Annotated in this window: 21 protein-coding genes and 1 pseudogene; 12 read left to right on the top strand and 10 right to left on the bottom strand. The window is 46.0% G+C overall.

The window, feature by feature from the left end:
* The first annotated feature begins 213 nt into the window (after nucleotides 1-213).
* Both ACXAD4_RS10515 and ACXAD4_RS10510 read left to right on the top strand, forming a co-directional pair.
* On the top strand, nucleotides 214-1,068 hold the full coding sequence (locus ACXAD4_RS10515) for an ABC transporter ATP-binding protein (RefSeq protein WP_475241188.1): 855 nt from the start codon (nucleotides 214-216) through the stop codon (nucleotides 1,066-1,068).
* Nucleotides 1,065-1,910, top strand: coding sequence for an ABC transporter (locus ACXAD4_RS10510; RefSeq protein WP_475241187.1), 846 nt, complete (start codon nucleotides 1,065-1,067; stop codon nucleotides 1,908-1,910). The genes ACXAD4_RS10515 and ACXAD4_RS10510 overlap by 4 nt, the downstream gene beginning before the upstream one ends.
* 79 nt (nucleotides 1,911-1,989) lie before the next feature.
* On the opposite strand, the gene ACXAD4_RS10505 is transcribed toward ACXAD4_RS10510, so the two are convergent.
* The 4 genes from ACXAD4_RS10505 to ACXAD4_RS10490 all read right to left on the bottom strand — a co-directional run bounded on the left by ACXAD4_RS10505 (nucleotide 1,990) and on the right by ACXAD4_RS10490 (nucleotide 7,814).
* On the bottom strand, nucleotides 1,990-2,193 hold the full coding sequence (locus ACXAD4_RS10505) for a helix-turn-helix domain-containing protein (protein ID WP_107298297.1): 204 nt from the start codon (nucleotides 2,191-2,193) through the stop codon (nucleotides 1,990-1,992).
* 109 nt (nucleotides 2,194-2,302) lie between these two features.
* Nucleotides 2,303-5,137: an Hsp70 family protein gene (locus ACXAD4_RS10500; RefSeq protein ID WP_475241186.1), complete on the bottom strand. Its 2,835-nt coding sequence runs from the start codon at nucleotides 5,135-5,137 to the stop codon at nucleotides 2,303-2,305.
* Nucleotides 5,138-5,319: 182 nt separating this feature from the next.
* Nucleotides 5,320-7,155, bottom strand: coding sequence for an Hsp70 family protein (locus ACXAD4_RS10495; RefSeq protein ID WP_475241184.1), 1,836 nt, complete (start codon nucleotides 7,153-7,155; stop codon nucleotides 5,320-5,322).
* Nucleotides 7,155-7,814, bottom strand: coding sequence for a DUF2760 domain-containing protein (locus ACXAD4_RS10490; RefSeq protein WP_475241182.1), 660 nt, complete (start codon nucleotides 7,812-7,814; stop codon nucleotides 7,155-7,157). The genes ACXAD4_RS10495 and ACXAD4_RS10490 overlap by 1 nt, the downstream gene beginning before the upstream one ends.
* Nucleotides 7,815-8,160: 346 nt before the next feature.
* On the opposite strand from ACXAD4_RS10490, the gene ACXAD4_RS10485 reads away from it, so the two are divergent.
* Entirely contained in the window at nucleotides 8,161-8,514 is a 354-nt protein-coding gene (locus ACXAD4_RS10485) for a YajD family HNH nuclease (protein WP_475241181.1), read from the top strand.
* 21 nt (nucleotides 8,515-8,535) lie between these two features.
* On the opposite strand, the gene ACXAD4_RS10480 is transcribed toward ACXAD4_RS10485, so the two are convergent.
* Complete coding sequence (locus ACXAD4_RS10480) at nucleotides 8,536-8,829, bottom strand: winged helix-turn-helix domain-containing protein (protein ID WP_475241180.1); 294 nt, start codon at nucleotides 8,827-8,829, stop codon at nucleotides 8,536-8,538.
* A gap of 185 nt (nucleotides 8,830-9,014) precedes the next feature.
* On the opposite strand from ACXAD4_RS10480, the gene ACXAD4_RS10475 reads away from it, so the two are divergent.
* The 7 genes from ACXAD4_RS10475 to ACXAD4_RS10445 all read left to right on the top strand — a co-directional run bounded on the left by ACXAD4_RS10475 (nucleotide 9,015) and on the right by ACXAD4_RS10445 (nucleotide 16,898).
* On the top strand, nucleotides 9,015-9,152 hold the full coding sequence (locus ACXAD4_RS10475; RefSeq protein ID WP_107298293.1) for a periplasmic nitrate reductase, NapE protein: 138 nt from the start codon (nucleotides 9,015-9,017) through the stop codon (nucleotides 9,150-9,152).
* Nucleotides 9,153-9,218: 66 nt separating this feature from the next.
* Nucleotides 9,219-11,711, top strand: a complete 2,493-nt coding sequence (gene napA, locus ACXAD4_RS10470; protein WP_475241178.1) for a nitrate reductase catalytic subunit NapA — start codon at nucleotides 9,219-9,221, stop codon at nucleotides 11,709-11,711.
* A gap of 10 nt (nucleotides 11,712-11,721) precedes the next feature.
* The gene (locus ACXAD4_RS10465; RefSeq protein ID WP_475241177.1) at nucleotides 11,722-12,180 is read left to right on the top strand and encodes a nitrate reductase cytochrome c-type subunit; all 459 of its coding nucleotides are present in this window, start codon (nucleotides 11,722-11,724) and stop codon (nucleotides 12,178-12,180) included.
* 12 nt (nucleotides 12,181-12,192) lie between these two features.
* A complete protein-coding gene (locus ACXAD4_RS10460; protein ID WP_475241175.1) occupies nucleotides 12,193-12,774 on the top strand; it encodes a NapC/NirT family cytochrome c in 582 nt (193 codons plus the stop codon).
* A 308-nt stretch (nucleotides 12,775-13,082) separates the two neighbouring features.
* A complete protein-coding gene (gene lpxL / locus ACXAD4_RS10455; RefSeq protein WP_475241173.1) occupies nucleotides 13,083-14,045 on the top strand; it encodes an LpxL/LpxP family Kdo(2)-lipid IV(A) lauroyl/palmitoleoyl acyltransferase in 963 nt (320 codons plus the stop codon).
* 342 nt (nucleotides 14,046-14,387) lie between these two features.
* Nucleotides 14,388-15,317 carry a Kdo(2)-lipid IV(A) acyltransferase gene (locus ACXAD4_RS10450; protein ID WP_475241171.1) on the top strand — a complete coding sequence of 310 codons (930 nt, stop codon included), beginning with the start codon at nucleotides 14,388-14,390 and terminating at the stop codon, nucleotides 15,315-15,317.
* Between the two features lie 198 nt (nucleotides 15,318-15,515).
* Nucleotides 15,516-16,898, top strand: a complete 1,383-nt coding sequence (locus ACXAD4_RS10445; protein ID WP_475241169.1) for an alanine/glycine:cation symporter family protein — start codon at nucleotides 15,516-15,518, stop codon at nucleotides 16,896-16,898.
* Between the two features lie 59 nt (nucleotides 16,899-16,957).
* Here the strand turns inward: ACXAD4_RS10445 and ACXAD4_RS10440 are convergent.
* Together ACXAD4_RS10440 and ACXAD4_RS10435 are read right to left on the bottom strand one after the other, a co-directional pair.
* A pseudogene (locus ACXAD4_RS10440) lies at nucleotides 16,958-17,796 on the bottom strand (pirin family protein).
* Between the two features lie 307 nt (nucleotides 17,797-18,103).
* Entirely contained in the window at nucleotides 18,104-19,396 is a 1,293-nt protein-coding gene (locus ACXAD4_RS10435) for a serine/threonine transporter (RefSeq protein WP_475241167.1), read from the bottom strand.
* A gap of 731 nt (nucleotides 19,397-20,127) precedes the next feature.
* On the opposite strand from ACXAD4_RS10435, the gene ACXAD4_RS10430 reads away from it, so the two are divergent.
* Nucleotides 20,128-20,622, top strand: a complete 495-nt coding sequence (locus ACXAD4_RS10430; RefSeq protein ID WP_475241165.1) for a type II secretion system protein — start codon at nucleotides 20,128-20,130, stop codon at nucleotides 20,620-20,622.
* Nucleotides 20,623-20,670: 48 nt separating this feature from the next.
* Here the strand turns inward: ACXAD4_RS10430 and ACXAD4_RS10425 are convergent, their stop codons facing one another.
* The gene (locus tag ACXAD4_RS10425; RefSeq protein WP_317525325.1) at nucleotides 20,671-21,153 is read right to left on the bottom strand and encodes a YajQ family cyclic di-GMP-binding protein; all 483 of its coding nucleotides are present in this window, start codon (nucleotides 21,151-21,153) and stop codon (nucleotides 20,671-20,673) included.
* 72 nt (nucleotides 21,154-21,225) lie between these two features.
* Nucleotides 21,226-22,281, bottom strand: coding sequence for a 3-deoxy-7-phosphoheptulonate synthase (locus ACXAD4_RS10420; protein ID WP_475241162.1), 1,056 nt, complete (start codon nucleotides 22,279-22,281; stop codon nucleotides 21,226-21,228).
* A 449-nt stretch (nucleotides 22,282-22,730) separates the two neighbouring features.
* On the opposite strand from ACXAD4_RS10420, the gene ACXAD4_RS10415 reads away from it, so the two are divergent.
* Nucleotides 22,731-23,612: a putative PEP-binding protein gene (locus ACXAD4_RS10415; RefSeq protein ID WP_475241161.1), complete on the top strand. Its 882-nt coding sequence runs from the start codon at nucleotides 22,731-22,733 to the stop codon at nucleotides 23,610-23,612.
* Between the two features lie 63 nt (nucleotides 23,613-23,675).
* Here ACXAD4_RS10415 and ACXAD4_RS10410 read toward each other — a convergent pair whose 3' ends face one another.
* Complete coding sequence (locus ACXAD4_RS10410; RefSeq protein ID WP_475241160.1) at nucleotides 23,676-24,698, bottom strand: acyltransferase family protein; 1,023 nt, start codon at nucleotides 24,696-24,698, stop codon at nucleotides 23,676-23,678.
* Between the last annotated feature and the right edge of the window lie 63 nt (nucleotides 24,699-24,761).

Below are 24,761 nucleotides of genomic sequence, written 5' to 3'. Positions count from 1 at the left end.
TAAAGCCTTATATACCTCTTAAATGTGTCAATCCAACGATTGGCACATTCCTTTCTATATATCATATGCAAGCTGTTACTTTGTAGTGTGTAATGTCGCACTATGTAATGTCACCAAATACATATACTCGTATCCATATTAACGGTATTAGGGCGAATGTGTTCCTGATAGTATGCTTATGTGAGAAATAACATTAACTGAAAAGGTTAAATAGTGGATACGTTGGTAGAAGCGCAACAGCTTGGCAAAAGTTACGGTAAGTTTCGAGCGTTGATGGGCATTGATCTTACCATTCAACCGGGGCAGGTTTTAGGGATTCTTGGCCATAATGGTGCCGGTAAATCATCGCTAATCAAGTGTTTACTGGGTGCTCATGACTATGATGGAGCATTGAGTGTTTTTGGGCTGGAGCCAAGAAAAGAGCGGGTCAAGATAGTCCGTGACTTGGCTTATCTTTCTGATGTTGCTGTACTCCCGGAATGGATGACAGTAAAGCAGATAGTAAAATATAGTGCAGGTGTTCACCCTAACTTCAATCTTGAGCTAGCGAAAAAGTATTTATCCCAAACCGATATTCATCTATCTACAAAGATAGGGCGACTTTCAAAAGGAATGAAAGTACAGCTCCATTTAGCTTTAGTTATGTCGGCGGATGTTCGTTTATTGATATTGGATGAGCCTACGCTGGGTTTGGATTTAATGTTCAGGGAGCGCTTTTATAACCAGTTGATGGATTGGTTGAAGCAAGGTGAGCGCTCAATGATTATCGCCAGCCACGAAGTCGATGAAGTCGCCCATCTACTTACAGATTTGTTGATTTTGAAGAAAGGGAAAGCGGTAGCGGCAGGTGCTGTTGATGAGATAAAGGGCCGATTTCAGAAAATTTGTGTCAGCGAAGAGAACAAGCGACAAGCTGAAACGGCAAGGCCCCTATATGTTCAACAGGGTGTAAAAGAATCTATGTATATTTATAGCGATGGCAACATTGAGAAGCTATCTAATTTAGGGGAGGTGAGCGAACCTTCTTTGTCTGAAGTGTTTATTGCCCTGCAGCAGGAGGAAGCATGAGAGCTTGGATTACCCTGCTGGAAAAAGAGTTGATTGAGCACCGTATTGTTATTCGCCTTCCTCTTTTATTGCTGGCTTTTGCCATCATTAATTTTGTTTTTGTTATGCAAGGAGACAATGTCTCATTCTCTGTTCAGTCGAGTGGACAAGGGGTTATTGACTGGGGTATTGCTCAGGGCACATTTGCGGGCCTTATCGGCAAGCTCAATGAAGTGGTAGCAGGTATCGTCTACCTAGTCCTGTTTTTTATATACGTACCCAAAACGTTACGCAAAGAGAAGCAAGAGGGTAGTTTGTTGTTTTGGCGCTCCATGCCGGTATCGGATTATCAGGCAATAGCGGTGAAATTGGTGTTTGCTTTGGTGGTTATTCCATTGATTGCTTCTATCTTGATGCTGGCTGCTGATTTTATCGTCTGGCTGCTAGCAACCATTTGGTTACCTCAAGACATGATGGCGAGCTGGGGAATTTCTTTTGCTAATTTAGCCTCCCATTGGTTTGAGTTCCTTGGGCGGTTGGCCTTGATGAGTGTTGCACTTTTTCCTCTTGGTGCTGGTCTTATGGCGCTGTCACAACTGACACGATACCCTCTGCTTGCAGCTATCTTGGTTGTGATCTTGTTTAAAATCGCGATGTTCCAAGCAACTGGTTCAAGTGATGCTGGAAATGTGCTTTCTGAGGTGTATGGTCTGCCGTTCTCTATTTTGACAGGCTCTTCAGCTTTGACGGTGTTTGCAGGTTTCGGTGCCTTTGCTCACTTGGTGATGCTTTGTGTTGGCGCGGGGTTGTATCTGATGAGCTGCTGGTTGAGAGGGCGGGATGATATGTTGCGAATGATGTAGTACTACTTGTACTGATAAGAAATATAAAAAAACGGAGAATGAAATCATTCTCCGTTTTTTATAGGTTCAAGCGGGTTAACTATGCCGCAACGACAGTGTTCAGGTATTCTACTTCACGCTTGTACTTACGTACGTTACGTGAAAGTGTACCTTTAGGCACATCGAAACGCTTCTCAGCTTCATAGCTAGATAGGCCTTCGAAAATTACAGCTTCAACAGCAATACGCTGGTTTTCAGACTTGAAGATGCGCTGTGCAATAATTTTATATTGTGAACGGTTCATGTGTTGTGTACTCGCTAGGCAAAAAACATTCCCAGAGGAAATCTCTAAGGAAGAAAAGTTAGTTCTCATTTATGATTGATGAGATTACCAGCTGAACCCTAACAGAACCTTAATCGATTAAGCGTAATCCTGTTGGTAGTGCGTCACCGAATACGCGCTTAGTTTCACTTTCTGTCAACACCTTGACGGTTGATACCATTTCTATCCAACTTTCTGGCGCTTTGCTCGATTTTAGCTTCGTAATTACGTCATTTCGATTCTTTTCGTTAATGTCCAAAGTACGGTCTCCGGTCATCCGGCACATCATTACCGCGGCGAAAGCGATGTTTGGATCCTTGCGCCAGTCGAAGTCCATAAGCTCCGGTAAGCAGTAGGAGACATGCTGTGGAGTGAGCAAATTATGCGCACTACCATAAAATGGACTACGGGTTGCAATACGGCCAATTGCCCACCAGTGAGCTTGAGAATATTGCGGCTTTTGCAGTCGACCGAAGATCCATTCGATTAGCTGAAGCTTTTTATCAAATGGCAGATTCTCTAGACTTGCTGCTAGGCGAACCATATCTTCATAGCTTCTTTCCTGAAGCTCTTTGGCCAACTTGCTGTTACGGCTAGCGGCTGGGTTGATGTACTTAGCAATATCCTTATAGATAACCAGCTGTTGTTCTTGGCTTAACCCACCTGCAATACGTCGCCAGAATGTCCACCAATCACTCCAGGTTTGTGCACTGGTATTAGACTGAACGCCGTGTTGGTAAAGCTGCCAGACTTGCTCCATACGCCATTCATCCGACGGGTAGCCAAAGCCTGGACGCATGGTAAAGCCAGTCAGTTTCAACCAGTTTCTTTCATGAAGATCGGAGCGGCGTCTTCTTTTCTTACTCTCTAGCAACGCATTGGCTAACTCACGAAGGCAAGGCGTTTCCCAGTTATCCCTTTTGCCGAGGGTTTTCTCTAACTGGCTACGCAGTGTTTTGATGGTTTTCGGATCATTGTTTTTGGTGCTACCACCGTAAGCCTGTTTCACTAGGGCAATTGCGTCATCCATACGGGCTGGGAGTGCTGATTGCGCAAGGGTAGAGTCGTTACCATCACGATGGAGTTTTGCCAAATCTTTGCGGATGGCGAACTCTACTTTCCATCGTTTATTGTCATCATGGATACTGACGCACTCGAGCTGAAGAGTACCGACTTCTGTCAGTTGGCAGGCGAGAGTGACTTCTTCGCGGTCTTTTTGGTTGGCTGCGAGTTCAGCACGATCACGATCACTGTCTAGTGTGGCAATAAACGGTGGCAGCGAGACAAAGCTTTCTTCATCAATTGTGAAGATTTCACCTGCTTGGGTGTGACTGTCATCGGTTGACGAGACAAGGTTAAACCGCACTGGCTCACCGAGTGTCAGTGCAAACTTGCGGTCTTTCAAGCGGATCTCAGTGCTTTCATCAATGCCTTTTGGTAGCAGGCAGAGTCCTTGCTTCTCGCGCTTTTTGTTTTCGAGCACCAAGAAGAATGAGCGGGCAGAACCACCGCCAATCTTAAGTTGGGCACCATGACGCGCTTTGGCATAGGCGACGGCACCATAAGCAACAGCTAAATCAGGGTGAGGGTTGTCTAGTTGGGTGACATTGTCACCTTTCCAATTCGAGAAGGTTTCAAGTACCCGGCTTGATAGAAGCGGGCTGTTGAATACACCACCGTTGAGTAACACCGCCACTGGAATGGCTGGTTGGTCTACCTGTGGGGCTTGTGTACTGTCTTTTAATGACTCACGACAAACTGAGTCATGTAGGGCAATGAACTGGGCCAGGTGTTTGCTGATGGCTGGGTCTGCCGCATATGGCAGGCCGAACTCAATCACCGCAGCCTGACGGTGGCTTGGTTGATCACTGAAATCAGTTTGAGGAAAGAAGCCGTCCAACGCAATCTGGTGGACTTCATCACGGGTCATATCAATGCTCTTAGCGCCGCCAATCAAGCGTGAGCCGCTACCGAGCATGGTGACCTTTGCGGTGTCAGGGGCGTTACCCGACAGTAGCTGTTCTTTAACTTTACGAGTCTGTTGAATGAGTTTGGAAAGGCCTGAAGCGCTTAACTTTTTGTTGCCGCCATGGAGGCGTTGCTCGGCAAGGTGGGCGAGGGCAAGGTCAATGTTATCACCACCTAGCATAAGATGATCACCCACACCGATTCGGTCAAGGGTGAGCTTTTCATCCTTGGTACCGACTTTGATCAAGCTAAGGTCAGTGGTACCACCACCGACATCGCACACCATTAGCAGTGGAATGTCTTTGAGAAGCTCTTCGGCATCGTCTTTGTTTTTGGCGTACCAGTCATAACAAACGGCCTGTGGTTCTTCCAGTAGCAGAATATCGCCAAAGCCAGCCAGTTTCGCAGCTTCTAACGTTAGCGCACGTGCTGCTTCATCAAAAGACGCTGGTACTGTGATCACCACTTCCTGATCTTTGAGTTTGTCACTAGGGTGATGATAATCCCACGCCTGGCGGACATGGTTTAGGTAGCTTGCGCTTGCGATAACCGGAGAGACCTTTTCGACACTGGTATTGGACGACCAAGGTAGGATGGACTCAGTTCTGTCAACGCCGGTATGTGATAACCAGCTTTTGGCGCTGACGACTTGTCGGCCTTCTACTTTTGCGCCCATTTCCCGAGCAAGCTCACCGATAATTGCATACTGGATGTCACCCTCGACAGGTTCAATATCCCAAGGTAATACCATTAAAGTGGGATCAATCTCGCCCTCGGCAGGGTGGTAGCGAAATGAGGGAAGCAGGGGTTTACGTGCAACCTCGCCGGGGGCGATAAGCTGGTCGATTTCAAAAATGTTGATTGGACTAGATTCTAGGTCATCTGAAATCGGGGTATAGGCGACGACGGTGTGCGTTGTGCCAAGGTCAATACCGACAAGGTAGCGAGGAGAAGTCATGCATCACTCCAGACGTGTTGTTTTAATACTTTTTAAGGTTTTCGATAGTATCCCAAAAGGACATTAAGTGCATTAGCGTAGGCAGTATCTTTCTGATCAAATCTTTGATTTCAAAAAAAGATTATTCACTAATAGCTGAAATAAAAACGGCGCCCTGAGGCGCCGTTTTGTATAACAGAATGTTATTTCTCGCGAACGTCGAATTCGACCTGCCACTTCTGGCCGCCATCAGTCGGAATCGCTTCAAGGCAAAGGCTGCCAAGCTCTGTGACACGAGAAGCCAAGCGAACTGGAACGATTTCGCCCGCGGTACGGCCATCAGAAACAGGTAGAGTTACTTGAATAGCAGGTAGCTCTTCCAGCTCTTCCGGCTGCCACCAGTCAAGGTGCGTACCCGCTGGGTCATCACGGCGCACTGTTGAGCCGAAGAACTTAAACTGAACCGGCTGACCGATCACCAGACCGAATTCACGGCTTGGCACATCGGCATGGGTACCTTCTTCCATACCGAATGGGGCTACACACAGTGCTTCCAGTGGTGGCTCCATACCTGGAATAGCCGGCATAGCGCTTTCGATACCGACGTAATAGCTGCTAGCGATACCACCACGGATACGAACGCCTTTACCTTTACGGACAGAGCCGTAGTAAGACGCACCGCTTGCAACGGCAAGATCGAGATCAAGGCCTTCAAGCAGTTTCGCTTCAGGGCTACCTGCTGTTGTCAGCCAGCTGTTGATGATTGAAAGCAGACGCTCAGACAGCAGATCAGATTTCAACACACCGCCGTTGAACAGGATAGCGGTAGGGCGGATAAAGCCTTCATGAAGCTGGTCGTATTTTTCAAACAGCTCATCGACAGCAGAAGACTGACGGCTCAAGAAGCCAGCAACATGGCGTGATACCGCGGCATCTTGTGCGTATGGCAGACCCATCTGGGTCAATGCACCACGCTGCATTTCGACAGGGTGCTGCTCGATAGTGTTGCGAGGGAAGAAACCCTCAACCAGCGTCTGCTGTACTTCTTCTTGAGTCAACTCAGTTTGAAGTGTGCCACCCAATAGCTTAGAACCACGGCTAGGAACAACAATCGGCACTGCTTGAAGCTCTGCATCACTAAGAAGGGCTTCTTTAGCATCACGGCAAGCGTGAGTGATGGCTTGGATCTGCCACGGCTGAAGCTGCTTACCTTCTTGGGCTAGTTTCATCTTCAGGCGGTATGCCAACGCAAGGTCCATGTTATCGCCGCCAAGCAGGATATGATCGCCAACAGCAACACGGTTAAGTGTTAGGTTACCTTCTTCCTCGGTGACAGCGACCAATGAAAGGTCAGTTGTACCACCACCGATATCAACAACTAGGATCACATCACCGACTGATACTTGGTCACGCCATGTATCGTCATTGTTCTTCAACCAGCTATATACAGCCGCTTGTGGCTCTTCCAGAAGGGTCATGTGCTTGAAGCCGACTTCGCGTGCCGCTTCAGCCGTTAGATCACGTGCAGCAGGGTCGAATGATGCAGGAACGGTAATGGTTACGTCCTGATCAAAAAGTGGCGTTTCAGGGTGCTGGTGGTTCCAAGCTTGTGCTAGGTGAGCAAGGTATTGGCGGGTCGCCTCAATTGGCGATGCCTTGGTCACTTCGTCAGGGCTGTTCAATGGCAGAAATGAATCTCGGCGGTTGACACCACCGTGGCATAGCCAGCTCTTTGCACTTGCAATCAAACGAATAGGGGTTTTGCTACCTAGGTTACGGGCCATGGCACCAACGATCGCGTTTGGTTGCGCAGACCATGGTAGAGCTGTGTCACCTTCCGCAAGCTCAGACTCATGGGCTTGATACATGAATGAAGGTAGCTGGCTCTTTTCTTCAACGTTGCCCGGCGTGGTTAGCTGGGCAATTGGCATAACGCTGACGCGGGCGTCTTCGTCTTGCAAATCTACATAAGATAATACGCAGTGGGTGGTACCAAGGTCGATACCAACACTGTAACGGTGTTCTTGAGTTTCTTGCATCACAGTTCTACCTCAGCGGCGGCAACAATTTTCGCATCGTGACCTTCTGCCAGTTTAGGCAGTTTGATGTCAGTCACTTTCCAGCCGCGGTGGATTAGGGTTCCGGTAAATGGCGCTTCGCCAACCACATTACCTGTTAGGCGAACTTCAGAAGCGTTAAAGCCTTTTGGTAATGTAATACGTGTTTCTTCTTCTTCGACACGTACTGGGGCAAAGCTGAAGTATTCAGATAGTACTTTCTGGCCACCTTCGTGAATAACACGGGCAGCAGCACCGATTTCAGCATCGCTGAAACCTTTTAGGTCTTCTTGCATGAAGTCGATAAAACGTGCTTCTTGCTGAAGCAAAGAAAGAAGCTGAAGTGCCGCATCAGGTGTCGAAGTTTTTAGCTTAGGCTCAACTTCAACAATCTTCTCGACTACTTTTTCAACTTCTACAACCTTTTCGACTTCGACGATTTTCTCGACAGGTTTTTCAACTTCTACGATTTTCTCGACTTCTTTCTCAACAACTTTCTCGACTTCGACAGGTTTACCTTTCTTCGAGATATAAAGTACCAGCATGACGAGCAACAAACCGCCCAACCAAGCATGTCCCATATCAATCGTTGTCGGCATTGCCGATAAGTCCACAGTTAATTCAGAAAAATCAAAAGCCATATGTCGTCTTCTCTATAAAGTGAGAGTTTAATTCACAAATTGGGGCGAATATTATCATAATCAAGGTGCATTACATCCAAGGGAGGTATTTTTTTGCCCTCTATTAAGCATTTAGCTACCTTATCGCTTAATTTAACACCAAATAAGGTTTACATTGCTCTGTCATTTGGTCGTTTATAAAATGATACACTGTTTTTGCTGTGCTTTTTGCATAAACATAGCTGCCATTATCACCCTTGAGTGTTTCATTCAGTGAGACTATTCATGAATTTGCTACTGTTTAGCAGCACTGTATGATGAAATCCGATAAACTACCGGCGAAATCAAATCAATCCTAGGTGAGAGAATGTCTTCTGATTTTTATGGCACCAGTGCCGCGTATGCCCGTAAAGAGCAGGGTTACCGAGAGAAAGCGCTAAAACTATACCCTTGGGTATGTGGCCGATGTACTCGCGAGTTCGTTTATTCCAATTTACGCGAGCTAACGGTGCACCATGTGGATCATGACCACACTAACAACCCTGAAGATGGCAGTAACTGGGAACTGCTATGTTTGTTCTGCCATGACCATGAGCACGAAAAGTACACTGAACACGATAATCAGATGGGCAGTGTAGTAAAAGCGGGTGAAGATGATCATCAGGCTGCGACATTCAATCCATTTGCTGATCTCAAAGCAATGATGGAAAAGAAAAAGTAGCCCTTAACTGGCTAGCAGTGTTTACGGGTAATTAAGTACCCGTTTAATTTCTGCAATATTCTCGGCGATCCACGTTTTGTTGATCGCCCCCCAATCTTCTATTTCATATCTCCCACTGCGATTACGTTCGCCTTTGGTTTGTTTGAAGGTACATACGATATCAAGGTCAGCAAGGCTTTTGATGGTATCTTGCGCCGTTCTTCGTGGCATGCCGGTGTATTCCAAAATACCTGGCACCGTTGCTATACCGGTGTCAATTAGGTGCGCGATATAGAGCCGTCGGTAAAAGCTTGACTTGGTTTTGCTGATAGTCATTCCATGACTCCTTTCTAAACAATCTCTTACCTCTCACACTATCATTAAATTCATTGCTGTTGCACTAATTAATCCCATAACAACTAATACGACTCATTCTCAATTAAGGTTTTTGATCTCATCAAGTTATCAATTTCTCTGAAGCTAGCTAGAGTTATAGGTATCCAACAAATTTGGAGAATGAAATGAGTGATGCTAACCAGCACCGTTCTGAGTTAAAGGCTTTTCTGTTTATTACCGTTGTACTGTTTCCCATTCTTGCTGTTGCCGTTGTTGGTGGCTATGGGTTTTTTGTCTGGTTTTTACAGGTAGTGACAGGCTAGAAATAAGAATAATCAACAGCTTGTGTGATTGTCTTTACCGTGAAGCAATAGTTGAGTGAGAAAACAATGAAATGTTCCCGGCGTAAGTTTATCAAAGCACAGGCCGCGGCCAGTGCAGCCGCTGCAGCGGGTATATCTATTCCTGTTGTAGCTAGTAATGTTGTTACGGATGCATCGAAAACCCAGATCACCTGGGAAAAGGCACCTTGCCGATTTTGCGGGGTGGGGTGTTCGGTAAATGTGGGGGTGAAAGATGACAAGGTCGTTGCTACCCATGGTGATATCAAGTCACCGGTTAACCGTGGCTTGAATTGTGTTAAAGGCTATTTTCTATCGAAGATCATGTACGGTGACGATCGCCTGACTCAACCGCTGCTGAGAATGAAGGACGGCAAATACGATAAAGAAGGGGATTTTACCCCGATTAGCTGGGATCAAGCCTTCGACATCATGACCGAAAAATGGAAGGCGGTGTTGAAAGAAAAAGGGCCAGAAGCGATTGGTATGTTTGGCTCCGGTCAGTGGACTATCTATGAAGGTTACGCTGCTGCTAAGCTGATGAAAGCCGGCTTCCGCTCTAACAATATTGACCCGAATGCTCGACACTGTATGGCCTCAGCCGTTGTGGGCTTCATGCGCACCTTTGGTATCGATGAGCCGATGGGCTGTTATGATGATATCGAATCAGCAGATGCTTTCGTTCTCTGGGGTTCAAACATGGCAGAAATGCACCCGATACTTTGGACGAGGGTAACGGACCGCAGACTCTCTAACCCCGATGTGAAAGTGTCAGTTCTCTCTACTTTTGAACACCGCAGTTTTGAGCTGGCCGATATCCCTATTGTATTCGAACCACAAACCGATTTAGCCATCCTCAATTTTATCGCCAATTACATCATTACCAACGACAAAGTGAATAAGGACTTTGTCGACAAGCATGTGAATTTCCGCCGTGGTGCAACCGATATTGGCTATGGGCTACGCCCTGAAAATCCTCTTCAGCAGCAGGCTAAGAACCCAGATAGCGGCGATTCTGACCCAATGACTTTTGAAGAGTTCAAAGAGTTTGTCTCAGAGTACACGGTTGAAAAAGCCAGTGAGATGTCAGGTGTGAAACCTGAGCGACTCATTGAGCTTGCAGAGCTTTATGCTGACCCAGATAAAAGGGTGACTTCGTTTTGGACCATGGGTTTCAACCAGCACACCCGAGGCGTATGGTGTAATAACTTGGTTTATAACATCCACCTTCTTACCGGTAAAATTTCCACCCCGGGCAACAGCCCATTCTCATTGACTGGCCAGCCATCAGCCTGTGGTACAGCTCGAGAGGTCGGCACCTTCTCTCACCGCCTGCCAGCCGATATGGTGGTGAACAACCCTGAGCACCGTAAAGTTGCCGAAAAAATCTGGAAACTGCCTGATGGCACCATTCCTGAGAAAGTCGGGGCACATGCGGTATTGCAAGCTCGAATGTTGAAAGACAGTAAGATCAATGCGTATTGGATCCAGGTCAATAACAACTTGCAAGCTGGCCCAAATATCAACGAGGAAATCCTGCCCGGTTACCGCAACCCGGACAATTTCATCGTTGTTTCTGACGCGTATCCAACAGCAACCGCACAGGCTGCCGATCTTATTTTGCCAACGGCAATGTGGGTAGAAAAAGAAGGGGCATACGGTAACGCAGAGCGTCGCACCCAACTATGGCACAAAATGGTTGATGCACCGGGAGAGGCAATGTCAGATCTGTGGCAACTTGTTGAGTTTTCAAAACGCTTCAAAACTGATGAAGTGTGGCCGAAAGAGCTGCTTGATGCTAATCCAGATTACAAAGACAAAACCTTGTATGACGTGCTATTTGCCAACGGTCAGGTTAACCAGTATCCATTGGAAGACCTTGCAGAAGGGCACAGCAACGACGAGTCAACACAGTACGGCTATTACTTGCAAAAAGGTCTGTTTGAAGAATACGCCCAGTTCGGCCGGGGTCATGCCCATGATTTAGCACCTTTTGAGGTTTACCACGAGGTAAGGGGCTTACGTTGGCCGGTTGTGGATGGTAAGGAAACCTTGTGGCGTTTCAAAGAAGGATCAGACCCTTACGTCAAACCTGGCAGTGGTTACGAGTTTTATGGCAAACCCGATGGTCGGGCGGTTATTTTCGCTTTGCCTTATGAACCGCCAGCAGAAAGTCCGGATGAAGAATATGATTTGTGGCTTTCTACCGGCCGGGTACTAGAGCATTGGCATTCAGGCTCAATGACTCGCCGAGTCCCTGAACTGCATAAGTCATATCCTAATGCTCAGGTGTTTATGCATCCGGATGATGCAAAAGAACGAGGTATGCGGCGAGGAGATGAAGTTAAAGTCGTTTCGCGCCGTGGCGAGATTCTTACTCGTGTTGAGACCCGTGGTAGGAACAAACCGCCTAAAGGCTTGGTTTATGTTCCATGGTTTGATTCTAGCCAGTTGATCAACAAAGTGACGCTGGATGCCACTGACCCTCTTTCCAAACAGACAGACTTCAAAAAATGTGCTGTCAAAGTGGTAAAGGCATAGGAGTTTAGCCATGAATAAAATACTTGCTGTGCTTTTATTATTTTTCTCAACCGGTGTGGTTATCGCGGCGACGGAGGCTATTAAAGGAGATGAGCTTGCGACGACTCGGCAATATGCTCTTGACGGTGAGCCTAAACCGCCAATGATGAATAAAACCATTAACGACGATAGGATCCCTAAGCGTAACTACCCAATGCAGCCGCCGGTGATCCCACATAAGATCGATAATTACCAAGTAGATTTGAATGCGAACAAATGTATGGCTTGCCATGCACGTAGTAGGGTGGAAGAAACCCAGGCGAGAATGATCAGTGTCACTCACTATATGGATAGAGACGGTAACTTCCTTGCAGAGCTGTCGCCACGGCGTTACTTCTGCGAGCAGTGCCATGTAGTACAGACTGATGCTAAACCATTGGTTGGTACTTCATTTACCGATCTCGATACGCTGCTCGATCAAGAGAAGTAAGGGAGGAAGCGTATGTGGCAATGGTTGAAAAAATGGTGGGCCTTAATCCGTTCGCCAGCAAAATATTTTAGTCTTGGTTTTTTAACGCTCGGTGGCTTCATCGCTGGGGTGATTTTTTGGGGGGCGTTCAACACTGGGATGGAGTTTACTAACTCAGAGCCATTCTGTGTTAGTTGCCATGAGGATAATGTCTATCAGGAAATACAAGGAACCATTCATTTTACCAACCGTACTGGGGTAAGGGCTATCTGTTCTGATTGTCATGTACCGCATGACTGGACGGATAAAATGGCCCGTAAGATGCAGGCTTCTAAGGAAGTATGGGCTTGGGTAACAGGGGCGATTTCGACACCTGAGAAATTTGAAGCACGCCGTTTGCATATGGCGGAGCGCGAATGGAAGAGGATGAAGAAAAATGATTCGCTGGAATGCCGAAACTGCCATGAGTTTAGTTATATGGACTTCACGCAGCAGTCTCAACGTGCATCTGTTCAACATTCAAGCTCGTTAGCAGATGGATCAAAAACCTGTATTGACTGTCATAAAGGTATTGCACATCGTCTGCCTGACATGAAAGGTGTTGAAGGTTTCTAAAATATCGTTTTTTGAAATTTGATAGAGCACTGAAGGTATCTCGTTCAAAAACGGCTAAAGTTGACGCATTTTCAGTCTTGTGATGATTTTAGTCGTTTTTTCATTTGTGATGGATGCTATGCATATGCGTTAATTTTCAGTGTTTTAATGATGAATTTTCTGTTTTTTGTGGGCTGTGTTGATAATTGATTTAAAGTGGCTTGATTATGCTGTGAATGTGCGGGGAACAAGGGTAGAATTCAGAGCGATTTACTGCAGTTATAGCGCCCAGTAAATCTTTCAGATTCTATTTATTGTGATGCCTATTTATGAGCAAATTTGCTGCACCTCGTTTCTCTCTCAACTTATTGAGGCCACGTTATTGGCCAACACTTCTCTTAATTCTTGTAATGTATTTATTAAGTTGGCTCCCTTATGTCATACAGCGCCGTTTAGGGCAGGGTATTGGCCGGGTAGCTTTGGGGTTAATGAAGAAGCGTCGTTTTACTATTGAACGAAACCTTGAGCTTTGCTTCCCAGAAATGACAGCGGAAGAAAGAGAACAAATCGTGAAGGCCAATATTGATAATACGGGTCTTGCCTTATTCGAAACCGGGATGGCTTGGTTTTGGTCAGATGCAAGAGTGAAGCGTCATGTTCGCATTGAGGGGATGGAATATATCGAGCAATTGGAGCGCGAAGGAAAAGGGGCGCTATTTATTGCTGTCCATTCACTGAATTTGGAGTTAGCAGCACGAGCGTTTGGTATCCATAAGTCAGGGACGGGTATCTATCGTCCCAATAACAACCCTTGCTTTGATTTTGTTCAGTATCGAGGTCGTGCCCGCTCAAACCGTACGTTGATAGATCGAAAAGATGTAAAAGGGATGTTGAATGCATTAAGCACGGGGCAGCGAGTGTGGTATGCGCCTGATCATGATTACGGCCGTCGTCGTTCTACATTTGCTCCACTGTTTGCGGTTGAACAGGCCTGTACAACCACAGGAACGAGTTTGCTGGTGGACAACAGTGGCTGTGAGGTGATGACATTTAGAATGGTGCGTGAGTCTAATTCTGGCGATTATGTGATTACTATTGAACCTCTTCAAGAGACATTTCCTCGCAATGACCCTGAACGAGCAGCGATTGTTGTCAACAAAGCCGTTGAGAGATCAATCCTTGCGGCACCATGTCAGTATATGTGGCTTCACCGACGTTTTAAAACTCGGCCTGAAGGTGAAATGTCCCTGTATCAGAAAGTAGGGGCTGAGCCGATTTCCCACGCGGCATAATGTCTTAACAACACTGCAAATATTTTCGACGCACACCCGAAGTGGCTTGTAATCAACAAGCCACTTTTTTGTTCCTTATCTCTTCACCCAAATTTCAATCATCAACTTATTCCCGCTCATTGATTGCTTAGTTTTGCGACTATAATCGCCTTATCATTACTCACTGGCTTAATGAATACTGAAAATTAACGGTACAAAACTTCAGCCACTTGCATAGCCTATCTCCACGCAATAGAATGCAGTGTTCGATATAACTTCCGTAAATAGATCTCCCACTAAGGCATGCTTTAATGAGTCATAATGTGAGTGCGGAATAAAAATAATAAAGGGATATCATCGCGTATGAGCAAATTTACAGCGCCAACCTTTACCAAGTCGCTATTACACCCTCGATATTGGCTCACCTTATCTATGGTTGGCCTGATGTACCTTATCAGTTGGTTGCCTTATTTTATCCAATTTCGAATGGGGCAGGGGCTTGGACGCTTGGCTATGCGAATTATAAAAAAGCGCAAGAAGACCATTGCCCGAAATCTAGAGCTTTGTTTTCCTGATATGTCGCAAGAAGAGCGCGATGTGTTGATGAAGAAGAACATTGATAATACTGGCTTAGCTATGTTTGAAACCGGTATGGCTTGGTTCTGGCCTGATATTCGAGTGGAGCGCCATGTGACCTACGAAGGATTGGAGCATATTCATAAGCTTGAAGCTGAAGGTAAAGGTGTTCTGCTAGTGGCCGTGCACTCGTTGAACCTAGAGCTTGGTGCGCGAGCATTTGGCATGAAAACACCGGGCGTAGGTGTTTATCGACCTAATAAAAACCCTTGTTTTGATTTTTTCCAATTTAAAGGTCGTATCCGCTCAAACAAATACATGATTGACCGCAAAGATGTAAAAGGCATGCTACGTGCTCTACGCAAAGGCGAAAGAGTGTGGTACGCCCCTGATCACGACTATGGTAAGCGCCGATCGACGTTTGCGCCTTTGTTTGCAGTTGAGAAGGCATGTACAACCACAGGTACCAGTTTGTTGGTCGACGCTTCACATTGTGCAGTTGTACCATTTTCTATGGTGCGCAATACCGATTCCGGCCGCTACACACTGAAAGTTTTCCCACCATTGGATGCGTTCCCGCATAATGATCCTGATGCTGCGGCAGCCTATGTGAACAAAGCTGTCGAGCGCTCGATTATGGAAGCGCCTGAGCAATATATGTGGTTGCACCGTCGCTTTAAAACCCGCCCTGAAGGTGAACCATCATTGTATGATTAACCGCACAGTTTGATTTGATAGAAAAGCTTCCTTGGGAAGCTTTTTTTATGTCTGAACATAATGCACTTACCTAATTAGGATAGTTTCCTACCACTAATCGATTTTAGTATTTACCCACATTGTTTATATCCATGTTGAAGTTATAGGCAAGGCCGCCTATGTTTTTGGGATAAGTAAATAAAAATAGAGAGGATAAGGATGGATTCAATCGCGAATTTTGTCTCAGCCATAAACGGTTTCGTATGGGGCGTTCCCATGCTGGTACTTATCCTCGGGGTGGGTATATATCTTACTCTTGGCTTAAAGCTAATGCCCATTGCCAAAATTGGAGCGGGTTTTAAGTTGCTATGGACGGGCAGGATCCCAGAGAAAGAAGAGGAAGCAAAAGGGGAAATAAGCCCATTTAATGCTTTGATGACCTCGCTTTCGGCAACTATCGGTACCGGTAATATAGCAGGGGTAGCAACCGCAATATTTTTAGGCGGCCCTGGCGCATTATTTTGGATGTGGTGTACAGCATTGGTTGGGATGGCGACCAAATTTGCCGAAGCGGTTTGTGCCGTTAAATACCGTGAGACGGATGCCAATGGCAACCATGTTGGTGGCCCGATGTATTACATCAAAAATGGCCTGAGCAGTAAGTGGGCATGGCTGGGAACGGCATTTGCTATTTTTGGTGGCTTAGCAGGGTTTGGTATTGGTAATACCGTGCAGTCAAATTCTGTTGCTGCAGCGGTTGAATCAAGCTTTGGTATTTCACCAATGATTTCCGGATTGGTGATGATGATACTGGTCGGGTTGGTACTGATGGGCGGGATCAAGCGTATAGCCGATGTAGCAGGTAAGTTAGTGCCTTTGATGGCAGCGTTTTATATCGCTTCTGGCCTTATTGTTCTGATAATGAATATATCTGAAATACCTGCCGCTTTTAGTTTGATTGTTAGTAGTGCCTTTACCCCAGTAGCCGCGCAGGGTGGTTTTGCCGGTGCAGCGGTATGGGCGGCAATTCGGTTTGGTGTTGCTCGCGGTATTTTCTCGAATGAGGCCGGGCTTGGTAGTGCCCCAATAGCTCACGCTGCAGCGCAAACGAAAAACCCTGTCGCACAAGGCTTGGTGGCTATGCTGGGTACTTTCATTGATACCATAGTAGTTTGTAGCATCACCGGTTTAGCCATTGTTGTGTCAGGGTCTTGGCTTAGTGGTGAAACCGGGGCTGCACTGACTTCAGCTGCCTTTGCTTCAGCACTACCGGGAATAGGTAATTTTGTGGTTGCTATCGCACTGTCTATTTTTGCCTTTACCACCATATTGGGCTGGAGCTTTTATAGTGAAAAATGTATCCAGTATTTATTTGGTGTAAAAGCGATTGTTCCTTTCAGAGTGCTTTGGATCATTGCGGTGCCTATTGGGGCCACCAGCTCTTTGGAGTTTATTTGGCTGCTGGCAGATACTCTGAATGCCATGATGGCTATCCCTAATTTGATTGCGCTATTGTTGCTAAGTCCAGTGGTGTTCAAACTGACCAAAGAATACTTTGAATTACTTGCACAAGAGAAAATGAAGGGCTCAGATCCTGATTAGATATACCAGCATGCCGACAGACCTTTTTTCTTAAGGTGAGTCGGCATGTTTTTTGAGGCTTATACCAATGTGCCTTGTTGGTAATCTTGTATTGCTTGTTCTATCTCATCCATGCTGTTCATCACAAACGGACCGTAATGCACCACGGGCTCGTTAATTGGTTGGCCCGATAATAACAACACGCCAGCCTGTTCGTCTGTTGATATAGTCAAGCCTTCCCCATTGCCAAGTATGGCAAGAGTGCCCGCATTAACTTCTTTCCCTTCAACAGTGATAGAGCCGCTGTACACGTAAAGCATGGCTTGAAAGTCAGGATTCAGACAGCTGTTTAAGCTAGCTGCTTGCTCGGCTTGCCAGTCTGCAATGGTGACTGGAACGCCAGTTTGCTGCAGTGGTCCCGCGAGTGTCGTTCCTTTAATTGTTAGGTCACCGGCAATAACACGGACAAGGCTTCCTTCTTCTTGTCGGTGGTGAGTGATCACATCCGACTGGAAGTCATGATAATCCGCTGGCTGCATTTTCTTGGCTGCAGGCAGGTTGATCCAGATTTGAAAGCCGTGCAGGTCACCATCGGTCATGATTGGCATTTCGCTGTGGATCACTCCGCGGCCAGCGGACATCCACTGTGCGCCACCATCACTGAGTTCGCCCACATTGCCCATATGATCCTTGTGCTGGAAATGGCCTTTTAGCATGTAGGTTAAAGTTTCTATCCCTCTATGCGGGTGGGGGGAAAACCACCAACATAGTCAGCAGAGCTTTCTGATTTTAATTCATCAATCATCAAAAAAGGCGAAAATTGCGTATTGTTAAACCCGTGCACGCGTTGGATACGAACACCGTCACCATCAGAAGAAGGATGGGCGGGAATAAGGGACTGTATTTGTCGAATAGCCATGTTTGCCTCCTGATTTGTTTATGGTTTCAGTGTAAGCAGAGTTTAGCGTGACAAACAGTAGGCACTGACGAACAAGATGTTTTAAAAAATCGAATATACCCACGTTACCTGAAGGCACCCTCCCGAAGGGCGAGTTTTCTAAGCTTTTATACAGCGTTATTGTTTCTTGATTTAGAGCCACTAGATCTTTAAAACAATGCCTTGTCTATAAGCTTATAAATTCTCGCTGAACCTGTATCTTGAAGTAGCTTGGGTATATAAAAAAGGCCATCGAATGATGGCCTTGGAAAGTTTTTGACTTAATGACTTATTGAGCCAGAGAGTAGAAGATTGCCGAGATAGAAATTAGGCCGATAACAACGATAAATACGTTGCTGATTGCACCTGAGTATTTGCGCATCGCCGGTACTTTCTTGATGGCGTACATCGGCATGATGAATAGCAGCATCGCGATGATTGGGCCGCCTAGGCTTTCAATCATACCCAAAATGCTTGGGTTGATAGTGGCTACTGCCCAAGTTGTAATAAGCATGAAGCCAGCTGTGAATGCGTTTAGCGCTTTAGGGCCGATCTCTTTACCACGGCTGCGAGATACTTTAACAACCAAACCGTTCAAGCCTTCGCTAGCACCTAGGTAGTGGCCTAGGAAAGACTTAGTAATTGCGATAATAGCAACGATAGGCGCAGCGTAAGCAATCATTGGCGTTTGAAAGTGGTTTGACAGGTAAGTCAGGATCGACACGTTCTGTGCTTTCGCTTCAGCTAGGTTGGCCGGAGAAAGTGATAGAACACAGCTGAACACGAAGAACATAACGGTTACAACCATCATGATGTGTGCGCGCTGAAGTACACGGCGTGCCTGTGGCTCTGCGTTGTCACCGTGTTCTTTCTGCATTGCTACCGCGAAAGAAGAGATCACTGGTGAGTGGTTAAATGAGAAAACCATTACAGGTAGGATCAACCATACTGCCATGAATACAGATGTCATACCGCCTTCAGCAGGCATAACATGATTGAAGATCTCGCCGTTCCACTCAGGCACTAGGTATAGCGCAAGCGCTAGAAGAACCGCAACGAATGGGAATACCAGCATACTCATTGCTTTTACAATCAGCTCTTCACCCAGGCGAACAATTGCCATTAGGCCGACAATCAGTGCAAGAGCAAGAACCCAGCGAGCAGGAGGAGTGATGCTTAGCTGGTTGATCATAAAGCTTTCTACGGTGTTGGTTAGGGCAACACTGTAAACCAGTAGAATTGGGTAGATAGCAAAGAAGTAAAGTAGGGTGATCACTTTACCCATGCCAGCACCAAAGTGCTCTTCAACCACTTCTGTGATATCTGCGCCAGGGTTGGAGCTTGAAAGCACGAATCGAGTCATGCCGCGGTGTGCGAAGTAGGTCATTGGCAGTGCAAGGACTGTCATTACCAATAATGGGATTAGGCCACCTACACCGGCGTTAATTGGTAGGAAAAGTGTACCTGCACCAACAGCGGTACCGAAAAGGCCAAGTACCCAAAGGGTATCGGCTTTTTTCCAGCCCAGCTTTGCTTTTGTGGTTGATTGAGAATGAACGGTATTGTTTTTCACAGTGCCCATTATGGACATCTCCTTTATAGGTATAGTTTATATAGCCTTCAAAGGGTTCTCTTCTGTGTATCTTCCCTGCTTTACTGATGGAAAGTCAGTAAAGGAGTAAGAGCAGTTTTGCAAACAACTATTTGCAGTTCAGATGAACAAAGTAAGGAGCGAGTTGTGGGAGAGAATCACTTCAAACGGAAAAGTGATCATAGTGACGTCCTGGGTCTAAAAGCGCTAATTCCATGCATGCACAATGCTACTTGGTAATGACTGCTCTAAATCTCTAACTTATTAAAACCTTTAATAATGACAATTGGAACCCTAAATAGGACGCGGGCAAGTATAGGGGATTATCCGTATCACAACTATGGTTTTTCGCTTTTAGGCGTCTGTTTGCACAATATTCATGCGCTTGTTTATAACTATAAAATATCCAGTTATAGGCTTTTATGTCTAATGGTGAAAATGTATTAATTTTTGTTAATGGCAAATGATTGTGGACGTCATTCTGAGTGTCAGTTGTGTGTTATTTGATCAGTTTAAAATGCGGTGAAGCTGTAATTAGCCGATAAGAGCTTGCGTTGTGTTTTTGCCTAGTCAAAAAGGAGTAGTTTGATTGGCACTTAATTTAACATTAGAAATTAAGTGATATTGAAAAGTGAGTGTCATTTTTTTGACAGTAAGATTGATCGATTAAAAGTATTTAGTATAATTCATTGAGATTGTGTATTCGTTAAGTGGAATATGTTTTGAATATTATTCAAGCTGGTAATAAATCTCAGGTAAGGGGATTTACGCTGATAGAAATGGTTGTTGTTATTGCGCTTCTTGGTGTGCTGGCGGTAACCGCTGCCCCGAAGTTTATGAATAGCCAAACAGATGCCAGAATTGCGGTACTAAAGGGATTTGAAGGTGCGTTTCATGCTGCCAATGAAATTGTGATGGCAAAGGCAGAAATGGCTGGAGTATTAGATGGAACCGGTAGCCTCAAAAATATTCCAGGTACAGAGCTTTACGTGCACGATAATTTTATGAGTGTTAAACCCGAGCATTTGCATCAAGCAATGAGTATTGATGGTTTAACTGTAAGTGAATATGACGATTGGACGTATGTGTATTTTGGTGAAGAGCGTTTCGGTGAGGACATTACATCTCATCGATGCTATGTGAAGCTAGAGCACTATCAAGATGGTGGAACAAAAATAGACAAGCTGAAAGTTACCCAAGTAACTTATGGATGTTAATAAAAAACCGCCAACTGGCGGTTTTTTTAATTACTGTTGGTGAGTGGCTTAGTCGCGGAAGTTATCGAACTGGAATGATTGGCCAAGTTCTGCACCGCGTACCAGCGCCATTACTGCTTGTAGATCATCACGTTTCTTGCCAGTCACACGAACTTTGTCGCCCTGGATAGAAGCTTGAACTTTTAGCTTCTCATCTTTGATCATCTTGACGATTTTCTTTGCAACTGCAGTATCAACACCTTGCTTGAATTCAACATTACAAGCGAAAGACTTACCTGTACGAGTTGTCTCTTTCTGATCCATAGATTGCGCATCAACATGGCGCTTAGCTAGGTTACCACGAAGGATAGTAACCAACTGGCTTAGCTGGTAATCAGATTCTGTAGTGATTTTTACAACTTCTTTATCCAGCTTGAAGCTAGCTTCGACACCACGGAAATCAAAACGAGTATCTAGTTCACGAGATGAGTTTTCTACCGCATTTCGGATCTCTACGAAGTCGACTTCAGAAACAATGTCAAAAGATGGCATGTGCGTAATCCCAATTTGTATGTTGATGTAATTGTAATATAAGCGGGGCCGTCTTTGGCCCTGCTATTGATTTTATTGTTGGCTGCCTACTGCTTCAGAAAGCATATCCAGCATGGTAACAGTATCGTCCCAGTTAATGCATGGATCGGTAATAGACTGACCGTAAGTTAGCGCGCATAAATTGTCGGTATCAACTGGCTGGTTGCCTTCAACAATAAAGCTTTCTGCCATTATACCAGCAACAAACTGGCTGCCAGACTTAATTTGTTGGCAAATGTCGGCAGCAACATCAAGTTGACGTTTGTGCTGTTTCTGGCAGTTACCGTGGCTGAAGTCGACAACCAAACGGGTTGGTAAATCGAATGATGCCAACGTATCACAAGACGCTTGGATATCTTCAGCGTGGTAGTTTGGCATTTTACCGCCGCGAAGGATCACGTGACCGTGCGGGTTACCTGATGTGCGGTAGATCGTCATTTCACCGCTTTTCGCTGGAGAGCAGAAAACGTGTGATTCACGAGTAGCACGGATAGCATCAATGGCAATTTTGATGTTGCCGTCGGTTCCGTTCTTAAAACCTACCGGGCAGGACAGGGCCGACGCCATTTCACGGTGGATTTGGGATTCAGTTGTACGCGCACCAATAGCGCCCCAGCTGATAAGATCAGCTAGGTATTGGCCTGTGATCATATCTAAGAATTCTGTCGCTGTAGGCATACCCAGCGCGTTGATATCCACGAGTAATTTACGTGCTGTATGAAGGCCTTTTGCAAGATCCAGGCTACCGTCTAGATTAGGGTCGGATACCAGTCCTTTCCAGCCAACTACCGTGCGTGGTTTTTCGAAGTAGGTACGCATTACAATGAATAACGTATCTTTGTATTTTTCCTGAACGGCATACAGGCGTTTTGCGTAATCGATGGCTGCATCAGGATCGTGGACAGAGCAAGGACCAACGACAACAAGAAGACGGGAGTCCTGGCCCGTTAGAATCGCTTCAACTTGACGACGAGAGTGGGCGACATGCTCCGCAATTTCATCTGTGATTGGGTAAGCAGCTTCTACCGCAGCAGGCGTTGGCATAAGCCCAAGGCTAACGGTGCGGAGTTCATCTGTTTTCATTGGCATAGTGTTGCCTATCTCGGTATTTCAAAAATTATTGACGCGTAAAGATAGCCCAAAAGTCGGCAGGAATAAACCAAACTTGTGATATCACTTAGATTTTTATTCTAGCGCTTTCTGTTTTTCTTCGCCTTTTCGCAAGATAGATCAATGATTGCTGCCATTTTGTCCAGTGGGTAAAAGCAATGCCTTGCTGGTATATACCCAGAGCCGGAAAATGGGGAAGCAGATAAGACAACTAGTTTCATCAATTAATGCCGCAAAACTTTCTGATTACACACTTGCGTCTCGGGGTTTGAGTCAGTATGTTGGGTCTATGTGAATATCTACCCATTCATTGTGGGTAATAATGGAAGTCGATATACAAACGGAATCACAAGCCTCGTTGCTCGGATCTATCCCTATATTTTCTTCCTGATTGATTAAAACCCAAGTTAAAGCAGTTATGGTGGTTTATGACAAATAGCGCTCAGTCAGGTCTACAGTTCTCAGAAATTCTTAAATCTTCTGCCCAGCTCTCCAATTTACAGGCTGATATAGGTTTGGTCTCTGTCGATGATCTCTTGCTAGAAATAGGGACCCACCCTTATGCGGCCGCATACCCAGTGGATTTGCCTGAAGAGGCTCAACAGCAGTTATTGGCGAAGACAGACAATAATCCAGCCGAGTTTTTGGTATCCGCTTTGGCAGAGAGGCTTATCTCAGCTGCCCAGAAAGCGGGAGAAAAGCCACTGAAGGTGCGCTTGGCAGGGGCAGACTCTCATCAAAGGTTGGCGTTACTGGGTTCAGAACTTGAAACCCAAGAAGTTAATCCCCTCATTGGGAAACGGGGCGTTTCTCGTTGGGCCGATAAAGCGGTTCGGAAAGCTTTTGAACTGGAGTGCGAAGCGATCAAACGTGCGCGCATTGCAGAGGGTATGACGAACATCGAATTGGTCATTCCGTTTGTCCGTACATTCAGTGAGTCAGCAACAGCGATTGATCTGCTTGCAGAGCAAGGGCTGTGCCGAGGCGCAAACGGGCTTCGTGTTCATTTGATGGCTGAATTGCCAGCCAATGCCTTGATGGCGGAAAAGTTCCTGCAGTATTTTGATGGGCTGGTGGTCGATATCGATCAACTGGCACAGTTTGCGTTGGGGCTGGATCAGACTCATCCTTCTCTTGAATATCTTCACGATGATCAAAATGAAGCGGTGCTGGCCCTTATCGACCATGCCCTGAAAGCGGCTTCTTCAGCGAAGAAACCCTGTGATTTGGTCAGCCATTACATCAACAAAGCGCCGAATTTACAGTTGTGGTTGCTTGAGCACAATGTGTCTACGGTGATCACGCAGTAATAAACGAAGGGAATACTGCCCTAAAAGAAACCCGGCACTCTGAGCTGAGTGCCGGGTTTCTTGTTATCTCAGGAGCCAATTCCTAAGCGGCGTTTTATCAATAAGTACGACTAAGCCGTAGCTAATGACACAGGTAAGAACAAATCGGAGAATATCATTGGCATAGCCAGAGAAGCCCATCATCGGCAATAGGCGCATGAGGTAGATAATAATCAGCAGGTGAATGAGGTAGATACCCAAAACATGTTTGCTGATATTCAGGCTAACTATCGCCTGGCCAAACTGTGGTCGCTGCTTGAGCATGAAGAAGATGCCCGTTGCCCAAAGCGGCGTACCGGCTAAAAAGTCATGCATATTGAACGGTACATCGAAGCGGATTAAATACGTTGCTTCAGCTAAGTGCAACCCCATTCCCACTAAAGCGAAAAAGAATGCTTTGCCAATACTCAGTTGCCAGCCTTGCTGCCTTATTAAGAAGCCAATGGTCAGCATCAGGGTACTCATGAAAGGCCCGTTACGGGTGAACAGCGGTGATTCGATGCCAGTGAGTGGCGCATAACTGCCAGCGGCTAAACCGAAAAGGTAGAGCGCAATAGCGACAGGCAGGAGCAGGCTGAGCTTCTTGGCATGGCAGCACATGGCAATGATCAACAAGCCACAGATCAAACCTGGAATATACCAAAGGTGGACTAAGCTGCCTTCGAACAGAGTATTGAACGGTTGGGATAGCAAGAACTGCCAATAGCCGCTGCGCTCTGCAAGGTAGCCCGACTCCCATGCTAGCTGCAGGTTGAATGGCACGAGGAATATGATCACACTCCAAACCAACCAAACCTTCAGCAACGGTAAGCTGTATTGTTTGATGGTGTGTGTTGGTGTAGCCAACAGCTTCGGTGCAATGAAGTATCCCGCCATGATAAAGAACAAGGGAACGGCGAAGCGGCTAAGTTGATTGATAAGAAGCCCTAACCAAGGTTGATCATGGATTATAGGGGCTGTCATAAAGAGTTGGCTGTGAATAGCGATGACGCCGAGAAGGGCAGTAAGCCTACCGGCTTCGAAACTGGCAATGCGGTTGTTTGTCATGTGTGTCGAGGGTAGTGAATGTGAATCGTCATATTATCAGTAGCCCTAGGTAGTAGTTAATCA

The organism is Photobacterium sp. AWH4_225, assembly GCF_056158405.1.
The sequence above is the reverse complement of the archived record's forward strand: the minus strand, read 5'-3'. Positions and strand labels throughout refer to the sequence as shown.

Bases quoted from the DNA above. Each gene is read 5' to 3' on its own strand.
- ACXAD4_RS10510 (WP_475241187.1), top strand. From the start codon at position 1,065: ATGAGAGCTTGGATTACCCTGCTGGAAAAAGAGTTGATTGAGCACCGT.
- ACXAD4_RS10505 (WP_107298297.1), bottom strand. From the start codon at position 2,193: ATGAACCGTTCACAATATAAAATTATTGCACAGCGCATCTTCAAGTCT.
- ACXAD4_RS10500 (WP_475241186.1), bottom strand. From the start codon at position 5,137: ATGACTTCTCCTCGCTACCTTGTCGGTATTGACCTTGGCACAACGCAC.
- ACXAD4_RS10495 (WP_475241184.1), bottom strand. From the start codon at position 7,155: ATGCAAGAAACTCAAGAACACCGTTACAGTGTTGGTATCGACCTTGGT.
- ACXAD4_RS10490 (WP_475241182.1), bottom strand. From the start codon at position 7,814: ATGGCTTTTGATTTTTCTGAATTAACTGTGGACTTATCGGCAATGCCG.
- ACXAD4_RS10485 (WP_475241181.1), top strand. From the start codon at position 8,161: ATGTCTTCTGATTTTTATGGCACCAGTGCCGCGTATGCCCGTAAAGAG.
- ACXAD4_RS10480 (WP_475241180.1), bottom strand. From the start codon at position 8,829: ATGACTATCAGCAAAACCAAGTCAAGCTTTTACCGACGGCTCTATATC.
- ACXAD4_RS10475 (WP_107298293.1), top strand. From the start codon at position 9,015: ATGAGTGATGCTAACCAGCACCGTTCTGAGTTAAAGGCTTTTCTGTTT.
- napA (WP_475241178.1), top strand. From the start codon at position 9,219: ATGAAATGTTCCCGGCGTAAGTTTATCAAAGCACAGGCCGCGGCCAGT.
- ACXAD4_RS10465 (WP_475241177.1), top strand. From the start codon at position 11,722: ATGAATAAAATACTTGCTGTGCTTTTATTATTTTTCTCAACCGGTGTG.
- ACXAD4_RS10460 (WP_475241175.1), top strand. From the start codon at position 12,193: ATGTGGCAATGGTTGAAAAAATGGTGGGCCTTAATCCGTTCGCCAGCA.
- lpxL (WP_475241173.1), top strand. From the start codon at position 13,083: ATGAGCAAATTTGCTGCACCTCGTTTCTCTCTCAACTTATTGAGGCCA.
- ACXAD4_RS10450 (WP_475241171.1), top strand. From the start codon at position 14,388: ATGAGCAAATTTACAGCGCCAACCTTTACCAAGTCGCTATTACACCCT.
- ACXAD4_RS10445 (WP_475241169.1), top strand. From the start codon at position 15,516: ATGGATTCAATCGCGAATTTTGTCTCAGCCATAAACGGTTTCGTATGG.
- ACXAD4_RS10435 (WP_475241167.1), bottom strand. From the start codon at position 19,396: ATGGGCACTGTGAAAAACAATACCGTTCATTCTCAATCAACCACAAAA.
- ACXAD4_RS10425 (WP_317525325.1), bottom strand. From the start codon at position 21,153: ATGCCATCTTTTGACATTGTTTCTGAAGTCGACTTCGTAGAGATCCGA.
- ACXAD4_RS10420 (WP_475241162.1), bottom strand. From the start codon at position 22,281: ATGCCAATGAAAACAGATGAACTCCGCACCGTTAGCCTTGGGCTTATG.
- ACXAD4_RS10415 (WP_475241161.1), top strand. From the start codon at position 22,731: ATGACAAATAGCGCTCAGTCAGGTCTACAGTTCTCAGAAATTCTTAAA.
- ACXAD4_RS10410 (WP_475241160.1), bottom strand. From the start codon at position 24,698: ATGACAAACAACCGCATTGCCAGTTTCGAAGCCGGTAGGCTTACTGCC.